This window comes from Gemella sp. zg-1178 (assembly GCF_018790995.1).
Lineage (GTDB): Bacteria > Bacillota > Bacilli > Staphylococcales > Gemellaceae > Gemelliphila.
On record NZ_JAHKEI010000012.1, the window covers coordinates 25,210 to 42,235 of the forward strand.

The 17,026-nt window shown below is 27.5% G+C and carries 16 protein-coding genes, 1 other RNA gene and 1 pseudogene; 6 read left to right on the forward strand and 12 right to left on the reverse strand.

The window, feature by feature from the left end; translation table 11 throughout:
- Window positions 1-86: 86 nt before the first annotated feature.
- Window positions 87-1,349: a competence/damage-inducible protein A gene (locus KMP12_RS04730; protein WP_215756598.1), complete on the forward strand. Its 1,263-nt coding sequence runs from the start codon at window positions 87-89 to the stop codon at window positions 1,347-1,349.
- Window positions 1,350-1,584: 235 nt separating this feature from the next.
- Here KMP12_RS04730 and KMP12_RS07585 read toward each other — a convergent pair whose 3' ends face one another.
- The 4 genes from KMP12_RS07585 to trpS form a co-directional block, all read right to left on the reverse strand.
- A complete protein-coding gene (locus KMP12_RS07585; RefSeq protein WP_252344706.1) occupies window positions 1,585-1,743 on the reverse strand; it encodes a rhodanese-like domain-containing protein in 159 nt (52 codons plus the stop codon).
- Entirely contained in the window at window positions 1,740-1,952 is a 213-nt protein-coding gene (locus tag KMP12_RS07590) for a hypothetical protein (protein WP_252344707.1), read from the reverse strand. The genes KMP12_RS07585 and KMP12_RS07590 overlap by 4 nt, the downstream gene beginning before the upstream one ends.
- A 704-nt stretch (window positions 1,953-2,656) precedes the next feature.
- Window positions 2,657-3,148: a hypothetical protein gene (locus tag KMP12_RS04740; protein ID WP_215756599.1), complete on the reverse strand. Its 492-nt coding sequence runs from the start codon at window positions 3,146-3,148 to the stop codon at window positions 2,657-2,659.
- Between the two features lie 183 nt (window positions 3,149-3,331).
- Complete coding sequence (trpS, locus tag KMP12_RS04745; RefSeq protein ID WP_215756600.1) at window positions 3,332-4,348, reverse strand: tryptophan--tRNA ligase; 1,017 nt, start codon at window positions 4,346-4,348, stop codon at window positions 3,332-3,334.
- 157 nt (window positions 4,349-4,505) lie between these two features.
- Here trpS and KMP12_RS04750 point away from each other — a divergent pair, with 157 nt between their 5' ends.
- Both KMP12_RS04750 and KMP12_RS04755 read left to right on the forward strand, forming a co-directional pair.
- The gene (locus KMP12_RS04750; RefSeq protein WP_215756601.1) at window positions 4,506-5,243 is read left to right on the forward strand and encodes an ABC transporter ATP-binding protein; all 738 of its coding nucleotides are present in this window, start codon (window positions 4,506-4,508) and stop codon (window positions 5,241-5,243) included.
- A 1-nt stretch (window position 5,244) separates the two neighbouring features.
- Window positions 5,245-6,825 (forward strand): hypothetical protein, encoded by a 1,581-nt coding sequence (locus KMP12_RS04755; protein ID WP_215756602.1) that lies wholly within the window; start codon window positions 5,245-5,247, stop codon window positions 6,823-6,825.
- 71 nt (window positions 6,826-6,896) lie between these two features.
- Here KMP12_RS04755 and KMP12_RS04760 read toward each other — a convergent pair whose 3' ends face one another.
- The 5 genes from KMP12_RS04760 to gmk all read right to left on the reverse strand — a co-directional run bounded on the left by KMP12_RS04760 (window position 6,897) and on the right by gmk (window position 9,925).
- Window positions 6,897-7,400 (reverse strand): RrF2 family transcriptional regulator, encoded by a 504-nt coding sequence (locus KMP12_RS04760; RefSeq protein WP_215756603.1) that lies wholly within the window; start codon window positions 7,398-7,400, stop codon window positions 6,897-6,899.
- A 67-nt stretch (window positions 7,401-7,467) separates the two neighbouring features.
- Window positions 7,468-8,601 carry a THUMP domain-containing class I SAM-dependent RNA methyltransferase gene (locus KMP12_RS04765; protein WP_215756604.1) on the reverse strand — a complete coding sequence of 378 codons (1,134 nt, stop codon included), beginning with the start codon at window positions 8,599-8,601 and terminating at the stop codon, window positions 7,468-7,470.
- 82 nt (window positions 8,602-8,683) lie between these two features.
- Window positions 8,684-9,059: RNase P RNA component class B (gene rnpB, locus KMP12_RS04770), an RNA gene on the reverse strand.
- Between the two features lie 31 nt (window positions 9,060-9,090).
- The gene (rpoZ, locus tag KMP12_RS04775) at window positions 9,091-9,285 is read right to left on the reverse strand and encodes a DNA-directed RNA polymerase subunit omega (protein ID WP_215756605.1); all 195 of its coding nucleotides are present in this window, start codon (window positions 9,283-9,285) and stop codon (window positions 9,091-9,093) included.
- A 13-nt stretch (window positions 9,286-9,298) separates the two neighbouring features.
- On the reverse strand, window positions 9,299-9,925 hold the full coding sequence (gene gmk / locus KMP12_RS04780; RefSeq protein ID WP_215756606.1) for a guanylate kinase: 627 nt from the start codon (window positions 9,923-9,925) through the stop codon (window positions 9,299-9,301).
- Between the two features lie 141 nt (window positions 9,926-10,066).
- Here gmk and KMP12_RS04785 point away from each other — a divergent pair, with 141 nt between their 5' ends.
- Window positions 10,067-11,701: an Rqc2 family fibronectin-binding protein gene (locus tag KMP12_RS04785; RefSeq protein WP_215756607.1), complete on the forward strand. Its 1,635-nt coding sequence runs from the start codon at window positions 10,067-10,069 to the stop codon at window positions 11,699-11,701.
- A 386-nt stretch (window positions 11,702-12,087) separates the two neighbouring features.
- Here KMP12_RS04785 and KMP12_RS04790 read toward each other — a convergent pair whose 3' ends face one another.
- Both KMP12_RS04790 and KMP12_RS04795 read right to left on the reverse strand, forming a co-directional pair.
- On the reverse strand, window positions 12,088-12,627 hold the full coding sequence (locus KMP12_RS04790; protein WP_215756608.1) for a competence protein ComK: 540 nt from the start codon (window positions 12,625-12,627) through the stop codon (window positions 12,088-12,090).
- A 111-nt stretch (window positions 12,628-12,738) separates the two neighbouring features.
- Entirely contained in the window at window positions 12,739-15,156 is a 2,418-nt protein-coding gene (locus KMP12_RS04795) for a transglycosylase domain-containing protein (protein ID WP_215756609.1), read from the reverse strand.
- A gap of 159 nt (window positions 15,157-15,315) precedes the next feature.
- Here KMP12_RS04795 and KMP12_RS04800 point away from each other — a divergent pair, with 159 nt between their 5' ends.
- Window positions 15,316-15,843: a GrpB family protein gene (locus tag KMP12_RS04800; protein WP_252344708.1), complete on the forward strand. Its 528-nt coding sequence runs from the start codon at window positions 15,316-15,318 to the stop codon at window positions 15,841-15,843.
- Window positions 15,827-16,723: a UDP-N-acetylmuramate dehydrogenase gene (murB, locus tag KMP12_RS04805; protein WP_215756610.1), complete on the forward strand. Its 897-nt coding sequence runs from the start codon at window positions 15,827-15,829 to the stop codon at window positions 16,721-16,723. The genes KMP12_RS04800 and murB overlap by 17 nt, the downstream gene beginning before the upstream one ends.
- A gap of 115 nt (window positions 16,724-16,838) precedes the next feature.
- Here the strand turns inward: murB and KMP12_RS04810 are convergent.
- A pseudogene (locus KMP12_RS04810) lies at window positions 16,839-17,026 on the reverse strand (hypothetical protein); the annotation flags it as partial.

Sequence of the window (17,026 nt, forward strand, 5' to 3'; positions counted from 1 at the left end):
AAGTTAAAATTTTCAATATATTTCTAGAATTTATTTTTCTTGAAAATAAGAGTATAATAAAATAAATAAAGTTTGGAGGTTATTATATGAATGTAGAATTAATATCTGTTGGAACAGAACTTTTATTAGGAGATATTGTCAACACAAATACAACTTATCTTTCTAAAGAATTAGCTAACATAGGTATCAATGTTTTTAAACATACTACTGTTGGCGACAATAAAGGAAGATTACTAAGAACTTTTGACCGTGCCTTCAATAGTTCTGATACAATTATTGTAACTGGTGGTTTAGGGCCAACAGATGACGACATAACTAAGGAATGTGCGGCTGAATATTTTAATCGTGATTTTTATCTTGATGAATACTCTTGGGAAAAAATTAAAAATTACGTTCAAAAATTTAATAAAAATAATGTTCTTACTATGAATAATAAAAAGCAAGCCATGATACCAAATGGAGCAATTATTTTAGAAAATTTTTGCGGCACTGCTCCTGGTATAATATTAGAAAAAGATAATAAACGTATTATCCTAATGCCTGGCCCTCCTCATGAAATGAAAGATATGTTTATAAAATCTGTAAAGCCCTACCTAGAAAAATTAAGCGACCAAAAATTTATATCTAAATATATTCGCTTGTATGGAATTGGAGAATCTTTACTCGAAGATAGAATAAAAAATATATTAGATGAGCAAACTAATCCTACTGTTGCTATTTATGCAAAAACTGGTGAAGTCTTAATCAGAGTAACTGCAAGTGGAAATAATATTGATTATTGTAATGAACTGCTTGAAAATAAAATTAAAGAAATTGAAGATATAGTTGGAGAATTTATTTATTTAATTGGTGATGAAGATATAGCAGAAAGTCAAAGCGAACTTCAATATGTGGTGGCAAAATTATTAATTGAAAATAATATAAGTTTATCAACAGCAGAATCGGTAACAGGTGGCTACCTATCTTCAATCTTAATAGATAATGCAGGAATATCTAACTCATTTATTGAAGGTCTAGTCTGCTACTCTAATCAATCAAAAATTAATTCACTATGTGTAAAAAAAGAAACTTTAGAAAAATTTGGAAACGTAAGTAAAGAAACAGCACATGAAATGGTTCTTGGTCTGGCTAATAAAACTAAAAGTGATATAGCCATATCTACAACAGGAATTGCTAGTCCAGTAGAAAATTCTGACAAACCAGTAGGTCTTGTTTACATAGGTATATACTATAGGGAGCAAGTTAGTGTAAAAGAATGTCAGTTCAACGAAGATAGAAATAGAATTCGTGATAGAGCAGCAAAAGAAGCCCTAAACGAAATAAGAAAATTAATTTTAGAAAATATATAAATAAAATAATCCTTATGGAAGTTAATCCATAAGGATTATAAATTTTTGCTTATAAGTTTATAAAAAATTATCTTTGACAAGTGCAGTGATAAAAATTATAAAAAATTTTATTTGTTATCAGCATCTTGCCAAGCTATAATGCCACCTGGTTGACGATAAACATCTGTATAGGCAGCTTCTTTAGCTATCATTGCAACTACATGACTTCTTAGACAACCTACAAAACCACAATAAACTACAATTTTTTATTTTTATATCTTCCCAAGGCTTTTAAAAAATTCTCTTTTTGCTCTGGTCTTACATACTCCATTTTAGGAGGTAAAGTTGCATTTGCAGCCCCAGGAATTTTTTGTTTTTCAAAATTTTCTTTCGGCATTGTATCTACAATAATCATATCTTGCTTAGCATCAATCCATTTTTTAATTCTTCTGTGCTAACAAGTTTATATTTCCCTTGTTCAACTGCATTCACTAATTTTATAGATGCTTGCTCGATTTTTTGTTCATTACCATCTTTAACACTTCCTACCTTATCGCCACACCCAACTAGGGATAAAGATAGACAGCCTATTGTTAGTATTGATAATAATTTTTTATTTTTCATATCTGTATGATCCTTAGACCAATCTTCCCAAAATCATTATAATATTAAAAAATACTTTAATAAATAAAAAGCTAAAAAAGATTTTTATTTTGACTACCTGCAATAAATATGAATAAAAAATATTAAAAATATTTTTAATTATTACTATCTTAATACTTAGTTTTTTATGCAAAATTCTATTATTTTATATTTAAAAATTATCTTACATAATAAATTATTTTTCAAATAAATTTTTCCCATTTATTAATTTTTACCTTGTATTTTATTATTATACATTATAAAAGTAATTTTTTTGTATTTTTACTTCATCTAAATTTATATATAATAAAAAGGCGAGTAATCACTCGCCTCTTCTAGTTAATAAATGTATTAAAATAACATTAAACAATATAAATATTACTATGCTTTTCAAACTTATTTTAAAAAAAATATATAGTACACAAGTGGCCGCAAGCAAAGATATAGTAATATTCAAAATATATATTTTGTTTTTTATTATCCTATCTAATACATAATATACTAATTCCGATACCTTATACAAAATATACATATATACTATAGTTCGTATTGTAGAAATATTATTTAAGTCTTTTATTATAATGTAGTTAATATATATATAGGCACTTATAGGTACTATAAAATACAATGTCGCTAAAATTTTATAATGTATGTCTTTCATTTATACCTCTAAATAATTATAGAATTTACAATACAAAAAAGACTACAAATTCTGCAAGAAGCCTAGCTTGAGGATAAGGAATTCCTGCTGATTCAAAGGCTATTGTGAAACCAGCTGTAGAAGTTTCTTCTATATAGTCAACTGCTTCAATTATTTTGTATCCATGAGTATCTATATAGCGTCTTATTGTTTTAGAAGGTATTGCATCTATTGCATCTACATTTCTTACAAATACTTTGAATATTCCTCTTAAAATCGCAAATTTTCCTCTTTCTCTTGCTTCGGGACTATTATAACCTTCTTCTTTTATCTTTTCTAAAAATTTTATAACATCTTCACTTTCTTTGTTGCTTAAATTAAAATTATATTTTAAAAATTTTTTTAATTTAATCTGTTCATTAATAGTATTTTTTTCTCTAGCTAATATAATATTATTATCATTAATTAAAGTTACCACAGGTTCAACAAGTAAAGTAGTTACAAGAAATGCACTTGCAAATTTTAATTTTTTATTCATAATTTTATCCCCCTTTATGAATAGTATTAATATAGATATTTTGGATAAAGTAGATTAACTACATTATATTTATAATTCGCTTACATTTAGATTGTAACACAGAAAAAATAAAAAAACAAGAAGTATAATATTAAAAAATAAAAAAATATTTAATGCAGAATTTTATCTACACTAAATATTTTTTTATTTAAAATAATTTATCCCCATAGCGTCTTTTACTTCTTCTAAAGTTTTTGCTGCTATTTTTTCTGCTTTTTGGCTTGCCTCTTGCAACATTTTATAAACTAAATCTCTATCTTTTGCAAATTCTTCCCTACGTTTTCTGATTGGTGCTAATAAATCTTGCATTATATCATTAAGACGAAGTTTTAATTTTACATCTCCTAGCCCGCCCCTTGTGTAATCTTCTTTTAGGGCTGCTACTTCTTCCTTATTAGCGTCAAAAATATCTAAATATGTAAAGACAACATTTCCTTCTACTTGTCCCGGGTCTTCTACCCTAATGTGATTAGGGTCTGTGTACATCTTCATAATTTTTGCTTTTATTTCTTCTGGTGAGTCAGCCAAATAAATTCCGTTGTTTAATGATTTACTCATTTTACCATTACCATCTATACCCATAAGACGCCCCTGATTTTTCGGTGGTAAAACTATTTCTGGCAAGACTAAAACTTCTTTATTATAAATTCTGTTAAAATCTCTAACTATTTCTCGAGTTTGCTCCAACATTGGTTTTTGGTCTTCACCTACTGGAACGTGTGTTGCAGCAAAAGCTGTAATGTCAGCAGCCTGACTAATTGGATAAGTTAAAAAACCAGTTGGTACACTTTCACCAAAATTTTTACTGCTCAGTTCCTGTTTTACCGTTGGATTACGTTGCAGTCTAGCTAGGCTCACTAAATTCATGTAGTACATTGTCAGCTCTGCTAGTTGTGGTATTTGTGATTGAATAAAAATTGTTGTTTTGCTTGGGTCAATTCCAACTGCTAAATAATCCAAGGCTACTTCGGTAACATTTTCTATAATTTTTTTAGGATTATCTGCATTGTCTGTCAGTGCCTGTTGGTCTGCTATCATTATAAACATTTCTGTATCTTTTTCGTCCTGAAGTTTTACTCTGTTTTGAAGAGAACCAACATAATGACCCAAATGTAATTTTCCTGTCGGTCTATCTCCTGTAAGTATAATTTTTTTAGTCATAATATAACTCCTTAGTTTACTCTAAAATAATTATAGCACATCATATTATTTTTTAAAATATACTTTTATAAATTATGAAAATGGTTGAAAATACTTGACAATATGTTACAATTAATACATATATTTTTTTACATAAAAATTTAAAAGGAGTTGCACTATGATAAATATAAAAAATCTTACGAAAAAATATAGCGAAAAAATCGCCTTAGACAGTTTGAATTTAGAAATAAATGACGGAGAAATTTTTGGTTTAATAGGACACAACGGAGCAGGAAAAAGTACAACAATAAAATCACTAGTTAGTGTTATCGAACCAACTTCTGGAGAAATTTATTTTGGTAATAAAAATTTAAAAAATGAACGCCTTGAATGTAAAAAAGAAATTTATTATGTTCCTGACAATCCTAATATGTTTTTAACCATGTCAGCCTTAGAATACTGGCTACTTATTGCAAATGTTTTTGAACTTTCTAAAGAAGAAGCTGACGAAAGAATAAAAAAATATGCAGGTATGTTCAATATGTTGAGCGAACAATTCTCTGCAATAGATTCTTTTTCACACGGTATGCGTCAAAAAACATTTATTATCGGAGCCTTAATTGCCAACCCTAAATACTGGATACTTGACGAGCCAATGACAGGACTTGACCCGCAGGCGTCTTTTGATTTGAAAAATTTAATGAAAGAACATATCCAAAAAGGAAATACAGTTTTATTCTCAACCCACGTTTTAGAAGTTGCAGAAAATCTATGCGACAGAATAGGTATTCTCTCAAAAGGAAAATTAATTTTTGTGGGAACTATCTCTGAACTAAGAGAAAAATATAGTGGCGACTCATTAGAAAACATATACCTAAACTTGATTAAAAATATTAATGAAGAAAGTGGTGAGTAAAATGCGTTTTTCTATTATAAAAAATCTATTCTTAATGAATTTATTATATGTAAATCCTGCAAAAACTAACCTACAAAGAATTAAGTCTCAGAAACAGGGTAAAAATTTACAAAAAAAATTATTTATTAACTTTTTATTAGGTCAATTTTTTCTTTTAATATTTTTAACATTTTTTTTAGGAATGAATAATTTATCTGCCGCCGCCAATAAATATATGTCAATTTCGATATTTATTCTAGGATTTGCTTCTATAACTATCATACAACCATTTTTTTCGGTTTTTTATGAAGATAAGGAAACTTCAAGCTTAATATCACTACCAATTTCTGAAAAAGAAATATTTGTTAGCAAATTATTAACTTTAATATCAAATTCCATAGGATTATTTTTATCTTACATATTAATAAATATATTTTCTAGTATACAATTTTCACATTTTAATATTGTAGCTGTCCTTCTTATTTTGGTATATAGTGTCGCCTTATTTTCTTTATGGATAAGTCTAATAATTTTAATTTTTTCTAGCCTGTCAAAAATAAAATTATTTATTAAGTACAAAAAAACATTTAATACTGGAATACAAACTATTAGCTTCTTGTTAGTTTTTGGATTTTATGGTGCTATGAATGCTCTCGACAATTCAATTGTCAGTGCAAAAGATTACAAGGGAGATTTCTTATTTAATATCGTAGCTAATCCTCTTGCAACAAATTCACTAATTAAAATCTTAGCTATTGTATTATTACTTGTAATAGCTATGATTTTACTTAATAAGTTTGTAATTAAAACTTATTTTGAAGATATTATTAAGGTAAAAGCTAGCCCTAAAAAAGAAATTAAAAAACTTGATAAAAATGAAAAAATTAATCTTATTAAAATTTATAAAGGCATGACACTAAAAAGTTTTTCTAATGGAAGTCTTATAACTCAAGTTTTACTAACTCCTTTATTTATTCCTATGCTATTTTTAGGATTTATTATTGCCTTGATTGGCAATCCTTATTTTAAAGAGGGCTTGGCTGTTATGCCAACTGCTATTATGATTTCTATTATATTTGGTATTGCCATGTATGGCCATGGTTCATTATCATTTTTATCAATCTCGGTTGATTATAAAAATTATGAATTTTTAAAAACACTACCTATTAATATAAGACAATATTTATTAGTTAAATATCGTCTATCAATTATTTTACAGATATTACCAGCACTTTTAGTTTATTCTATTATTCTCTTAATCTTGGGTGTAGATTTAATATTTTTCGTAACCTCTTTAATAACATTTTTAATCGTTTCGCTTTCTTACGGAACATACGGTTTTAATAATGACCTTGAAAAACCATTCACAGGTTGGGGCAATATCACACAGCTAATGTTAAGAGGAAAAACTGGTTTAAAACAGTGGCTAATTTTCTTTGGATTTCTTTTAGTTTTTGCTTTGATTTTAACAATAACTGTTTTCTATACCATATACCTACCTAAATTGTGGTGGCTACTAACTTTAATTTATATTATTATACTCCTTGCACTTGCATTTGAAATATTTAATAAATTTTTCAAATTAATAAATATTGAAAAATAATTTATTATAAAAATTTAATCTTTAAAAAAGAGTTACAAAATTTCGTAACTCTTTTTTAATTTTTTAATTTTTTAATTTTTTAATTTTTTATATAATCTTTCAAATTCTACTTCCCAATTATTCCAGTCTATTCTTATATCAGCAGTTTTCTTTAATATATCTCTAATTATATCTTCAATAGTTATTTGTTTTAAAGATTCTTTTAAGGATAGATTTATCGTATTTATTTTTTTTAGATAATCCTTATATCTTGAGGTCATATTTTCTGCACCCTTAAAAACTTTTTCTATGTAGTCAGCTTGCAGAACAAATAAATTAACTTCTCCATTGATAGCCTTATAAATATCATATAGTGTTATCACTTTATTTTGGCGATATTTATATCCCCCCCCTACTCCAGTATTGGCTAAAACTAAATCACTAAGAACTAATTTTCTCATTATTTTTTTTAAATAGGTCGGAGAAATATCTAGGCGCTCACTTATTTCTTTTGAATTTAAGTAAATTCTTCTATCCTGCATATAAAGCATGACCATAATACATATTGCTTGTTCTGTACTCTTTGTTAGGTGCATAATAAACCTCCTATTATAACTTTAATTACATTGTAATTTATATATTTATATTTGTCAATTTGATAGTTTAATAATTTTTTAACCTTTTGCCCCAGTATTGATAGTAAGTACACTCTATCGAACCATTAAATAACTTTCTTCTCTTGCTTGCTTTTTTACCATAAAGATGTTCAAACATTTTATGGGAAGTTAATATGTATAGCGACCAATATTCTTTATCTTTTAGGGCTTGACCTAAAAATTTATACATTTTTTCAACTTCTTGTTTTTCTCCGAGTCTTTCACCATAAGGTGGGTTGGCTATGACACATCCAGCTTCTTTTTTTGCAACAAAATCATAAACACTCATTTGTTTAAATTCTATTACTCCTGCCAAGCCTATTTCTTCTACATTATTTTGGGCAGTAGCAATCATTTTGGGATTAATATCAGAGCCGTATAATTCTAATTCTTTTTCGTAATCTATCATTTCTTCTGCACGATTTCTCTCTTCTGAAACAAGATTTTTTGGTATCCAATGCCATTTTTCAAAATCAAATTTTCTGTTAAGACCTGGTGCCATATTTTGTGCCATCATGGCTGCTTCTATTAATAGAGTTCCTGACCCACAGAATAAATCATAAAAGGGAACTTCACCATTCCAATTAGTTAGTTTTACCATGGCCGCCGCTAAAGTTTCTTTTAATGGGGCGACACCCTGCTTTTCTCTGTAGCCTCTTTTGTGCAAACCCTCGCCTGATGTATCTAGTAAAATAGTTGCTTCATCATTTAGCATAATTATTTCTAGTCTATATCTGGCTCCAGTTTCTTTCAACCAACCACTAAGACCATAACTTTTTTTCATTTTTTCTACTATTGCTTTTTTTACGATTGATTGGCAGTCAGACACACTGAATAATTTTGATTTATGACTACGACCATCTACTGGAAAATTTGCATCTTCTGGTAAAAATTTATCCCATTCTACCACCTTTGTTTTTTCAAATAATTCTTCAAATGTATAGGCTGGAAATTTAGCAACTACTATCTTCACCCTGTCTGCACAACGCAACCAAATATTAGAACGTACTATTGCCCTCTTATCACCAGAATAATATACTCTACCATTTTCTACTTTTGTTTCATAACCTAAATCTTGAACTTCTTTTGCTACTATCGCTTCTATACCCATGGGGCTTGTAGCTACCAAATTATATTGCATAAATTTCTCCTAATTTTTATTTAACAAAATTATTTTTATAATAAAAAGACCCTGGGGGTCTTTTAAGCTAGTTATTTTACTTTATCATAAGCCATATTCTGTAACTACTCTTACTATAACGAGTAACTAATGCTCTTGTAAGTAATAGCTGTGGTCATCTGTCTAGATATTAAATCTCCTATTTCTGTATTCATTTCTACGAAATAAGTGCTTCTACCAAAATTTGAATTGCTCGCTCAAGGGGTTTACCGCGTTCCACTTTTTATATTTCTATAAAAACTACGTCACTGTGGCACTTTCAAGATTTATTAATCCATATACCAGGTACTTAGGATTAATTGTCTGCCGTTACACTGGGTGTACCTAAACTTATTTTTTTGTTTAGCATGAACACTACAAGCATCTCAGCTTGTGCGAGTATGGACTTTCCTCACCGTTAGGCGCGACCACATCAAAAGTAAATACTAGCTTATTATATCATATAAGCCACTATTTTAAAACTGTTATTTCTCCAGCAGCTATTTCTTCTAGTGCTTTGCCTACTTCTTTGTGAGATACATATTCTTCTAATTTTGCAGTTTCTGGTTGGGAAAATAATTCTCTTGCCCTTTTACTTGCTAAAGAAACCAACATATATTTTGAATCAATTTGTTTTTTCAACACATCTAATTTTGGATATAACATTATTTTTCTCCTTTTAAATTTCTTCTTCCTCTAATTCTAATAAGGCACGACGATATTTCATTTCTACTCTTTCACGTTTTAAATGTTCACTTTGTATTATAGCTTTAATTCTTTCAACTGCTAAATCTACTTCATTATTTTCTACAACATAATCATATAAGTACATCATTTGAATTTCTTTTCGTGCTTTAGCTATACGTTCTTTGATTACTTCATCACTTTCTGTTCCCCTACCCTTTAGCCTGCACTCCAAATCCAATATACTTGGTGGTGCTAAAAAGATAAACAGTGCTTCTGGTATTTTATTTTTTACCTGCTCTGCACCCTGAACTTCTATTTCCAGAAAAATATCCTTTCCCCTATCCATTGTATCACGAACATGACGAACAGGAGTGCCATAATAATTATCTACATATTTAGCATACTCTAATAATTCCCCTTGTTCAATTAATTCTTCAAACTCTTCTCTTGTTTTGAAAAAATAATCTACTCCTTCAATCTCTCCAGATCTTTTGTTTCGAGAAGTCATAGAAATAGAATATTCAAAATCTACACCATTTTTAAATATTGCTTTTCTTACTGTACCTTTCCCTACACCAGAAGGTCCAGATAGAACAATTAATAACCCTTTCTCACTCATTTTACACCTTTGTTATCAAATTTTTATTTAACTATTTGACTACTATCATAACATAAATTTAAGTAAATTTAAACCTATTAATATTATATTTTTTTAATATATGTTATAGTATTTTATAGAAAAATTTTAAGGAGTGATTTTATGGCATTTGATGGTTTTTTTATCAAAAAAATAGTTGATGAATTAAATGAAAAATTAAAAACTGGAAGAATTAATAAAATAAATAATATTTCTAATACAGAATTAATTTTTTCTATAAGAAAATTCAGCAATAAAAAACTCCTTATTTCTATACATTCACAAAATTCAAGAATACATCTAACAAATAATAACTATGAAAACCCAAAATCACCATCTAATTTTTGTACAGTATTAAGAAAATATATCAACAATTCATTTATTGTATCTTTTGAACAAAAAAATAATGACAGAATTATATTTATTAAACTCAAAAATTCTGACGAATTAGGATATAAAAAAAATTATTATTTGATCCTTGAACTAATGGGTAAACACTCTAATATTATTCTAACTGATGAAGACTATACTATTATTGAAGCCATTAAAAATTCTTATAGTATTGAATACAGCAGGCCAACAATGGCTGGAATAAAATATAAATTTCCACCAACAGTAAAAAAAATAAATCCTTTTAATTTTGAAGAATATCCAACAAGCGAAAAAGAATTTAATAATAAATTTTTACTAAATAATTTTTACGGAGTTTCAAAATTGCTTAGTAAACAATTTTCTTCCTTGACTGAATTTAAAGACTTCTGTGCTAAATTTAATAATTATAATCAGCCCCTTGCCTTTAAAGATAATGGAAAATTAGATTTTTACTACTACAATTTTAATAATTTTAGCGAGGAAAATAAATTTACTAGCTACTCTGAACTCTTAGACTTTGTTTACTTAGAAAATAATTTAATATCTAATAAAGATAATAACAAAAAAATATATTTATTTGTAAAAAATAAAATAACAAAACTAAAAAATAAAATAAATATTTTAGAAGATGAGCTAGAAAAAGCAAAAAAAGATAATCTAAATGAATTAAAGGGGCAATTATTATTAGCAAATAATTATCTTTATAAAAAATTCACACCAAAAGAAGTAGTCTTGCAAAATTTTTATGATGAAAATTTAGAAAATATTAAAATCAGCCTAGATGAAAATTTATCCATAGAAAAAAATGCAGAAAACTATTTTAATAAAAATAAAAAAAATAAGAGAAGTATAGAAAACATTGAAAAGCAAATACTAGTAACAAAAGAAGAAATAAATTATTTTGAAAACTTAGAAATACAAATAGAAAATGCTGAAATATCAGATTTAGAAGAAATAAACGAAGAATTAGTTAAGCATAAATACATAAAAAATAAGATTAACAAAAAACAAAAAAATATTAAATATACTGTAATTAATTATGAAGATACTCCTATATATATAGGAAAAAATAATATTCAAAATGATAATATAACTAATAAATTGGCAAAAAGAAATTATCTGTGGTTCCATGCCAAAGACATACCTGGAAGCCATGTTGTTATTTTTTCAAATAATCCTAAGGAAGAACTAATAAATCTAGCCGCCATGTTAGCAGCCTATTATTCAAAATTTAAAAATGAAGATTTTGTTAATGTTGACTACACCCTAATTAAATATGTAAAAAAAATATCTGGTGCAAAAGCTGGGATGGTTACTTATACAAATCAAAAAACTTTAAAAATAAAAATAGATAAATTACTCATTAGTAAAATAATAAATATGTAAAAATTAAAATATTTTTCTTTTTACAATTTCCATTTTTTAAAAATTTAAGTAATTAAAATAAAATTATAGATAAATAATATAAATTTTTCTCTTAACCCTGTTATATTAACGTTTTCAAAGTATGTTTTTTAAAAAATTGATTTTTATACTTGTATTTTAAAAAAATTATGCTATAATATTATATGAAGTAATTAATTACTTCAATTGTTCTTTTATTATAAGTATCCCTAGCTTATAATAAAGACTTTTCATATTTACTCCCTTATTTCTACCTTACACATTTTGTAAGGTAGGTTTTTTTATTAATTAAGCAAAATAATAAATAAAGAATCGGTAATAAACTTATTACCGATTCTTTATCTTCTTGAAATTTAAAAATTAATTTTTTAATAGTTAAAATGATTTTGAGCAATTATTCTTCTTTTACTTTTATCAATTTCATATTTTAGGGCCGCACCTTCGCCCCATTTAAGCATAAAGTTTTTATAATTTATATCAAGTTCTAATTTTTGCCCATCTTCAAGTATCAATGTTAATCTTTTTGTTTTTTTATCTGCCTTAGCAGTGTGAGGATTAATAGAAATATAATTCATATTAAGCCAAAAACTTCCATCAGTATCATTATTTGTCGTTCCAAAAGGAAGCCAAATACTTCCGTAATCGTCATTGATAAAAACTGGAATTTTTTTATCACACAATATTATTTTTTTAGTTTTTTTACTACAAGATATATAGTCATCATTATTATAAATTTCACATATTGTATTTATAATTTTTGATGGTTTTATATCAACCAATATTTCATTATTATCCAAACAATATAATTTAGAAATTAATGCTCCCATTTCATCATAAAAACAATCTATTGCCATTATTTCATATTTTTTTATTAGCACTACTATGTCTTTAGACTTAAAATATTCCATAGCTCCTCACCTCAAGTTTATTATAGCAAATAGTGTTTTTTTATTCTAGTATTTATAAAATATTCTTGGAGAAATAATAAAAAATATAATAGGCTTTCGCCTACTATATTTTTAGCCACCATTACTTGAGTTTTCAGTTGTATTTCTACTGTTATTTGTTGCCATATTATTATTTCTATTATTAGAATTATTATTGCTATTATTATTTTTTTCTGCTTCAGCTGCTTTTTTATTTTCTTCTTCTTTTTTAGCTTCTTCTTCTTCTTTTCTTGCTTGGGCTTCTATTTGTGCTTTTTCTTCATTTGTTAAAACTTTCAAACCGCCATTATATGTTCCTACATTGTTAGGTGCAGTAAATGCTTTTGGTGGATAAAGTCTTGCTATGCTTTGCATATTAGTTTTATAAAGCTGTTGTGTTTTTACATTATCCTGACTTGTCATGAATTTTTTATTATCATCAATAGTATCAAAACCTTGCCAAACTGCCATTGTATATTTACTTGTATAGCCAATAACCCAAGAATCTTTTGAATAATTGTCTACATCAAAACCAAATTTTTCTGCTTCTGAAACTGAAAAAGTAGTTGTTCCAGTTTTAACCCCCATGTCAACACCGCCAACTGCTGAATACTGCGCTGTACCGTTGATAACATTTCTTAGCATAGAGGTCATAATATAGGCTGTTGTATCTTTTATAACTTGTTTTCTATCATTAGAATTAAAACTTGCAATTTCAAATCCTTCATTATCAAAAACTTTTCTGACAGTTTTCGGAGTTGCATAGTAACCTCCATTAGAAAATGGTACATAGGCCCCAGCCATTTGTAGGGGGCTATAGCCGTCAGCACTTCCTCCGATAGGAGTGGTAATTGAATCGTCTGTAACTTCAAGTCCTACACTGTTAGCATATTTTCTAATATTATTAAATCCAACTGCTTGATAAGTTTTTATTGCAGGTATATTAAAGGACATCATCAGAGCATAATTCATCGTTACATTGCCGTGATATTTTCTATCCCAGTTTTGTATTTCTGAACCAGGAATTTTTTTGTCTTCAATCATTTGATTAGTTGCCCAGCCTAAATATTCTACTGCCGGCCCATAGGCTAAAATTGGTTTTATAGATGAACCAGGTTGTAATTTAGCTTGTGTTGCATAATTAAAGCCACCGAATTTGAAATTTCGTCCCCCGTACAAGGCAGACACGCCACTATTTTCATTATTAAGAACAACCATGGCTATATCACTAGAATTTTTTATTCCAACTGAATTATTAGCCATAGAATTATAAACTGATTTTTGAATATTAGTATCTAAGTTTGTATAAACTTTTAAACCTAGATTTAATACATCTCCGTCATAATTTCTATATTCCTTACTATTTCTTAACTCCATAGCAACCTGACTCATATAAGTTGTCAAACTTTCATCAAATTCACTAGAAAGAATAAATCTGTTGCTACTGTCTCTTCTTACTAAACCGTCTGTAATATCAACTTGCTCAGCGGCATTGGCTTCTTCTTCAGAAATCTTACCGTGATATTTCATCAGATAAAGTACAGTATCCCTTCTTTTTTTTGCATTTTCTGGATGGTCATAAGGATTATATCCGTTTGGTTGCTGCGGTATCCCAGCAAGTAATGCCGTCTGGGGTAAACTCAAGTCACTAAGTTCTTTGCCGTAATAATAATTTGCCGCTGTTTTTAAGCCGTATACTCCGTCAGAATAATAAATTCTATTAATATACATATTAAAAATAGTTTCTTTGTCATAATTTTGTTCTAATTTGTAAGCTAGATAGGCTTCTTGAACCTTTCTTTTAATATGCTTGTTATCATCTAAAAATATTCTCTTGATAAGTTGCTGCGAGATAGTAGAAGCCCCTTGAGAACCAAAACCACTTGTGATGTTAGAAAATATTGCTCCAACAAGTCGTCTATAGTCAACTGCTCCATGTTCAAAAAATCTGTTGTCCTCTGTTGCTAAAATTGCATCTTGCATTTGTTGAGGAACTTCTGACATTTCAGCATTGTCCCCTATTTTATTCCCAAGTTTTGCTACTTCTTTATCATTAATGTCATAAACTATTGTTCTATTGTTATTGTCAAGTAAACTAGAATTAAATTCTGGTGCTTGGTATATCCAATAAACACAAATTAAAAACAGGGCTATTGTCCCTATACTAGCTAAATACAAACAATATTTTATTAATGCAGCAAGCCATTTTTTATTTTTTCTAGGCTTATTTGGTTTGCTAATTCTTTTTTTAGCTATATTTCTCTTATCTTCTTTTTTTGTTAAGTTATTATTTACGGGTCTATTTTGAGAGTTTCTCTTATATACTCTTTGAGTATTTTTATCTTCTTCTATTTGATTATATTTTGACCTTTTAGGAGCTGTTCTGCGTATAGTGTCAGAATTATTATTTTTATTTTCATTATTATTGACATAATTCCTAGAAACAAAACCCCCAGGTGCGACACTCTTATATCTTGCTCTCCTAGATAGCTGTTCATTTTTTTTATTCATAAATAATTAATTTCCTTAATTTTTATATATTTTTACTAATACCATTGTATAGCGAAAAGAAAAAAAAATCAATTTCATAATTGTAACTTTATCTTTACAATTATGTTAAGAACAAATATAATATAAAATGTATATAAATTATAAAATTAGAGATTTATTATGAAAAGAAATATAAGTATCAAAAAATTAAATAATCTTTCTTTCAAAAATAATTTTTTAGAAGAAATTAAAAAAATTAAAGATATACCTAAAATGCCTATCTTCACTTATGAACATATCGGTTCAACTGCAATTAATAATTCTTTGGGTGAAGAGATAATAGATATTTTAATCGTTGTGGAAAATTTACACGAAATAAATAATTTTGATGAAAAAAGATTGAATAATATGGGCTATCACAGGTTTGCTCATAAGGGAAAAGGATTTATTTCTTACTGCAAAATAAAAGATTTTACTAAAATGGATTACAACATAAAATTATTTATTGTGCAAAAAGATACTGACATACATAAAAATTTTATTTTCTTTAACGATTTATTAAAAAATAATAATAAAATATTTGAAGACTATCAAAATTTTAAAAAAGAAAATTTTAATCTGAAAAGTAATAGCAAAGAATATATAAAGAAACGAGATATTTTTATTAAGAAAATATTAAATGGAGATAAAAATGCTAAAAGAACTTGAAAAAATATTAGTCGACAGTATTATTAAATATGACCAGCCACTAAAAAATTATTCTTACACAAAAACTGGTGGGAAAAGTGATGCCTTAATTATTATAAAAAATGTTGCAGAGTTAAAAAAAGTTATAGAATTTGCAAATAAATATTCTATCAATGTAACTATTTTGGGCAATGGTTCTAATGTTCTGATTTCTGATAAGGGAATTAGGGGGCTTACTATAATTACCAGTGGTCTGAATAAAATAGACCTCTTAGAAGACAATATAGTTAGTTGCCAAGTTGGTTTAACTCTAAAAGAACTGACCGATTTTCTGATAGAAAAAGAATTGAGTGGTTTAGAATTTGCTTGTGGTATTCCTGGCAGTGTGGGCGGTGCAATTTTTATGAATGCAGGTGCCTATGGCGGTGAAGTTAAAGATGTTGTAACAAGGGTTGAAACATTATCACTAGAGGGGCAGTATAAAGAATATTCAAATAGTGATATGAATTTTTCATATCGACACTCAATTATCCAAGATACAAAAGATATTATCACAACTGTTTATTTCAAACTAAAACCTGGAAACAAAAAAGAAATGATGGCTAGGGTTGAAGAATTAAATAAAATGCGTTCGGATAAACAGCCACTTGAATATCCGTCATGTGGTTCTGTCTTTAAAAGACCCGAGGGTTATTTTGCTGGAAAATTAATTCAAGACGCTGACTGTCAAGGACTAACTATCGGCGGTGCTCAGGTATCTACTAAACACGCTGGTTTTATGATAAATATAGATAATGCAACTTGTGAAGACTATAAAAACTTAATTGCTCTAGTTCAAAAAAAAGTTTTTGAACATAGTGGCGTAAAATTAGAGCGTGAAGTTAAGATAATAGGAGAATAAAAAATGAGAGAAACTAATCTCTCATTTTTTTGCTAGCTATTTATAATTTTTAAAACTATAAATTTTTGTCTTTTATCTTAGAAATTTACAATAAAATTAATTTATTTCCCTAAGTCTAATAATCAATTTCCCTCCTATATTCCTCTGGTATTTCTATTTCTCTTATATCTATTTTACCTGTAACTACATCAGAAATTAATGTTAGTTTTAGTTCTTGTAAGTTTTGGATTTGTTGATTTACTAAACTTTTATACATTTTAATTTTGTTTTCTAACATATTAATTTTTTTATTGATATTTTTCT

Excerpts from the sequence above, each read along its gene's own strand:
- gmk (WP_215756606.1), bottom strand. The coding sequence starts at position 9,925 with ATGAGTGAGAAAGGGTTATTAATTGTTCTATCTGGACCTTCTGGTGTA.
- murB (WP_215756610.1), top strand. The coding sequence starts at position 15,827 with ATGCTAAAAGAACTTGAAAAAATATTAGTCGACAGTATTATTAAATAT.
- KMP12_RS07585 (WP_252344706.1), bottom strand. The coding sequence starts at position 1,743 with ATGATTATTGTAGATACAATGCCGAAAGAAAATTTTGAAAAACAAAAA.
- KMP12_RS07590 (WP_252344707.1), bottom strand. The coding sequence starts at position 1,952 with ATGAAAAATAAAAAATTATTATCAATACTAACAATAGGCTGTCTATCT.
- trpS (WP_215756600.1), bottom strand. The coding sequence starts at position 4,348 with ATGACTAAAAAAATTATACTTACAGGAGATAGACCGACAGGAAAATTA.
- KMP12_RS04760 (WP_215756603.1), bottom strand. The coding sequence starts at position 7,400 with ATGCACCTAACAAAGAGTACAGAACAAGCAATATGTATTATGGTCATG.
- KMP12_RS04765 (WP_215756604.1), bottom strand. The coding sequence starts at position 8,601 with ATGCAATATAATTTGGTAGCTACAAGCCCCATGGGTATAGAAGCGATA.
- KMP12_RS04785 (WP_215756607.1), top strand. The coding sequence starts at position 10,067 with ATGGCATTTGATGGTTTTTTTATCAAAAAAATAGTTGATGAATTAAAT.
- KMP12_RS04790 (WP_215756608.1), bottom strand. The coding sequence starts at position 12,627 with ATGGAATATTTTAAGTCTAAAGACATAGTAGTGCTAATAAAAAAATAT.
- KMP12_RS04730 (WP_215756598.1), top strand. The coding sequence starts at position 87 with ATGAATGTAGAATTAATATCTGTTGGAACAGAACTTTTATTAGGAGAT.
- rpoZ (WP_215756605.1), bottom strand. The coding sequence starts at position 9,285 with ATGTTATATCCAAAATTAGATGTGTTGAAAAAACAAATTGATTCAAAA.
- KMP12_RS04750 (WP_215756601.1), top strand. The coding sequence starts at position 4,506 with ATGATAAATATAAAAAATCTTACGAAAAAATATAGCGAAAAAATCGCC.
- KMP12_RS04800 (WP_252344708.1), top strand. The coding sequence starts at position 15,316 with ATGAAAAGAAATATAAGTATCAAAAAATTAAATAATCTTTCTTTCAAA.
- KMP12_RS04755 (WP_215756602.1), top strand. The coding sequence starts at position 5,245 with ATGCGTTTTTCTATTATAAAAAATCTATTCTTAATGAATTTATTATAT.
- KMP12_RS04740 (WP_215756599.1), bottom strand. The coding sequence starts at position 3,148 with ATGAATAAAAAATTAAAATTTGCAAGTGCATTTCTTGTAACTACTTTA.
- KMP12_RS04795 (WP_215756609.1), bottom strand. The coding sequence starts at position 15,156 with ATGAATAAAAAAAATGAACAGCTATCTAGGAGAGCAAGATATAAGAGT.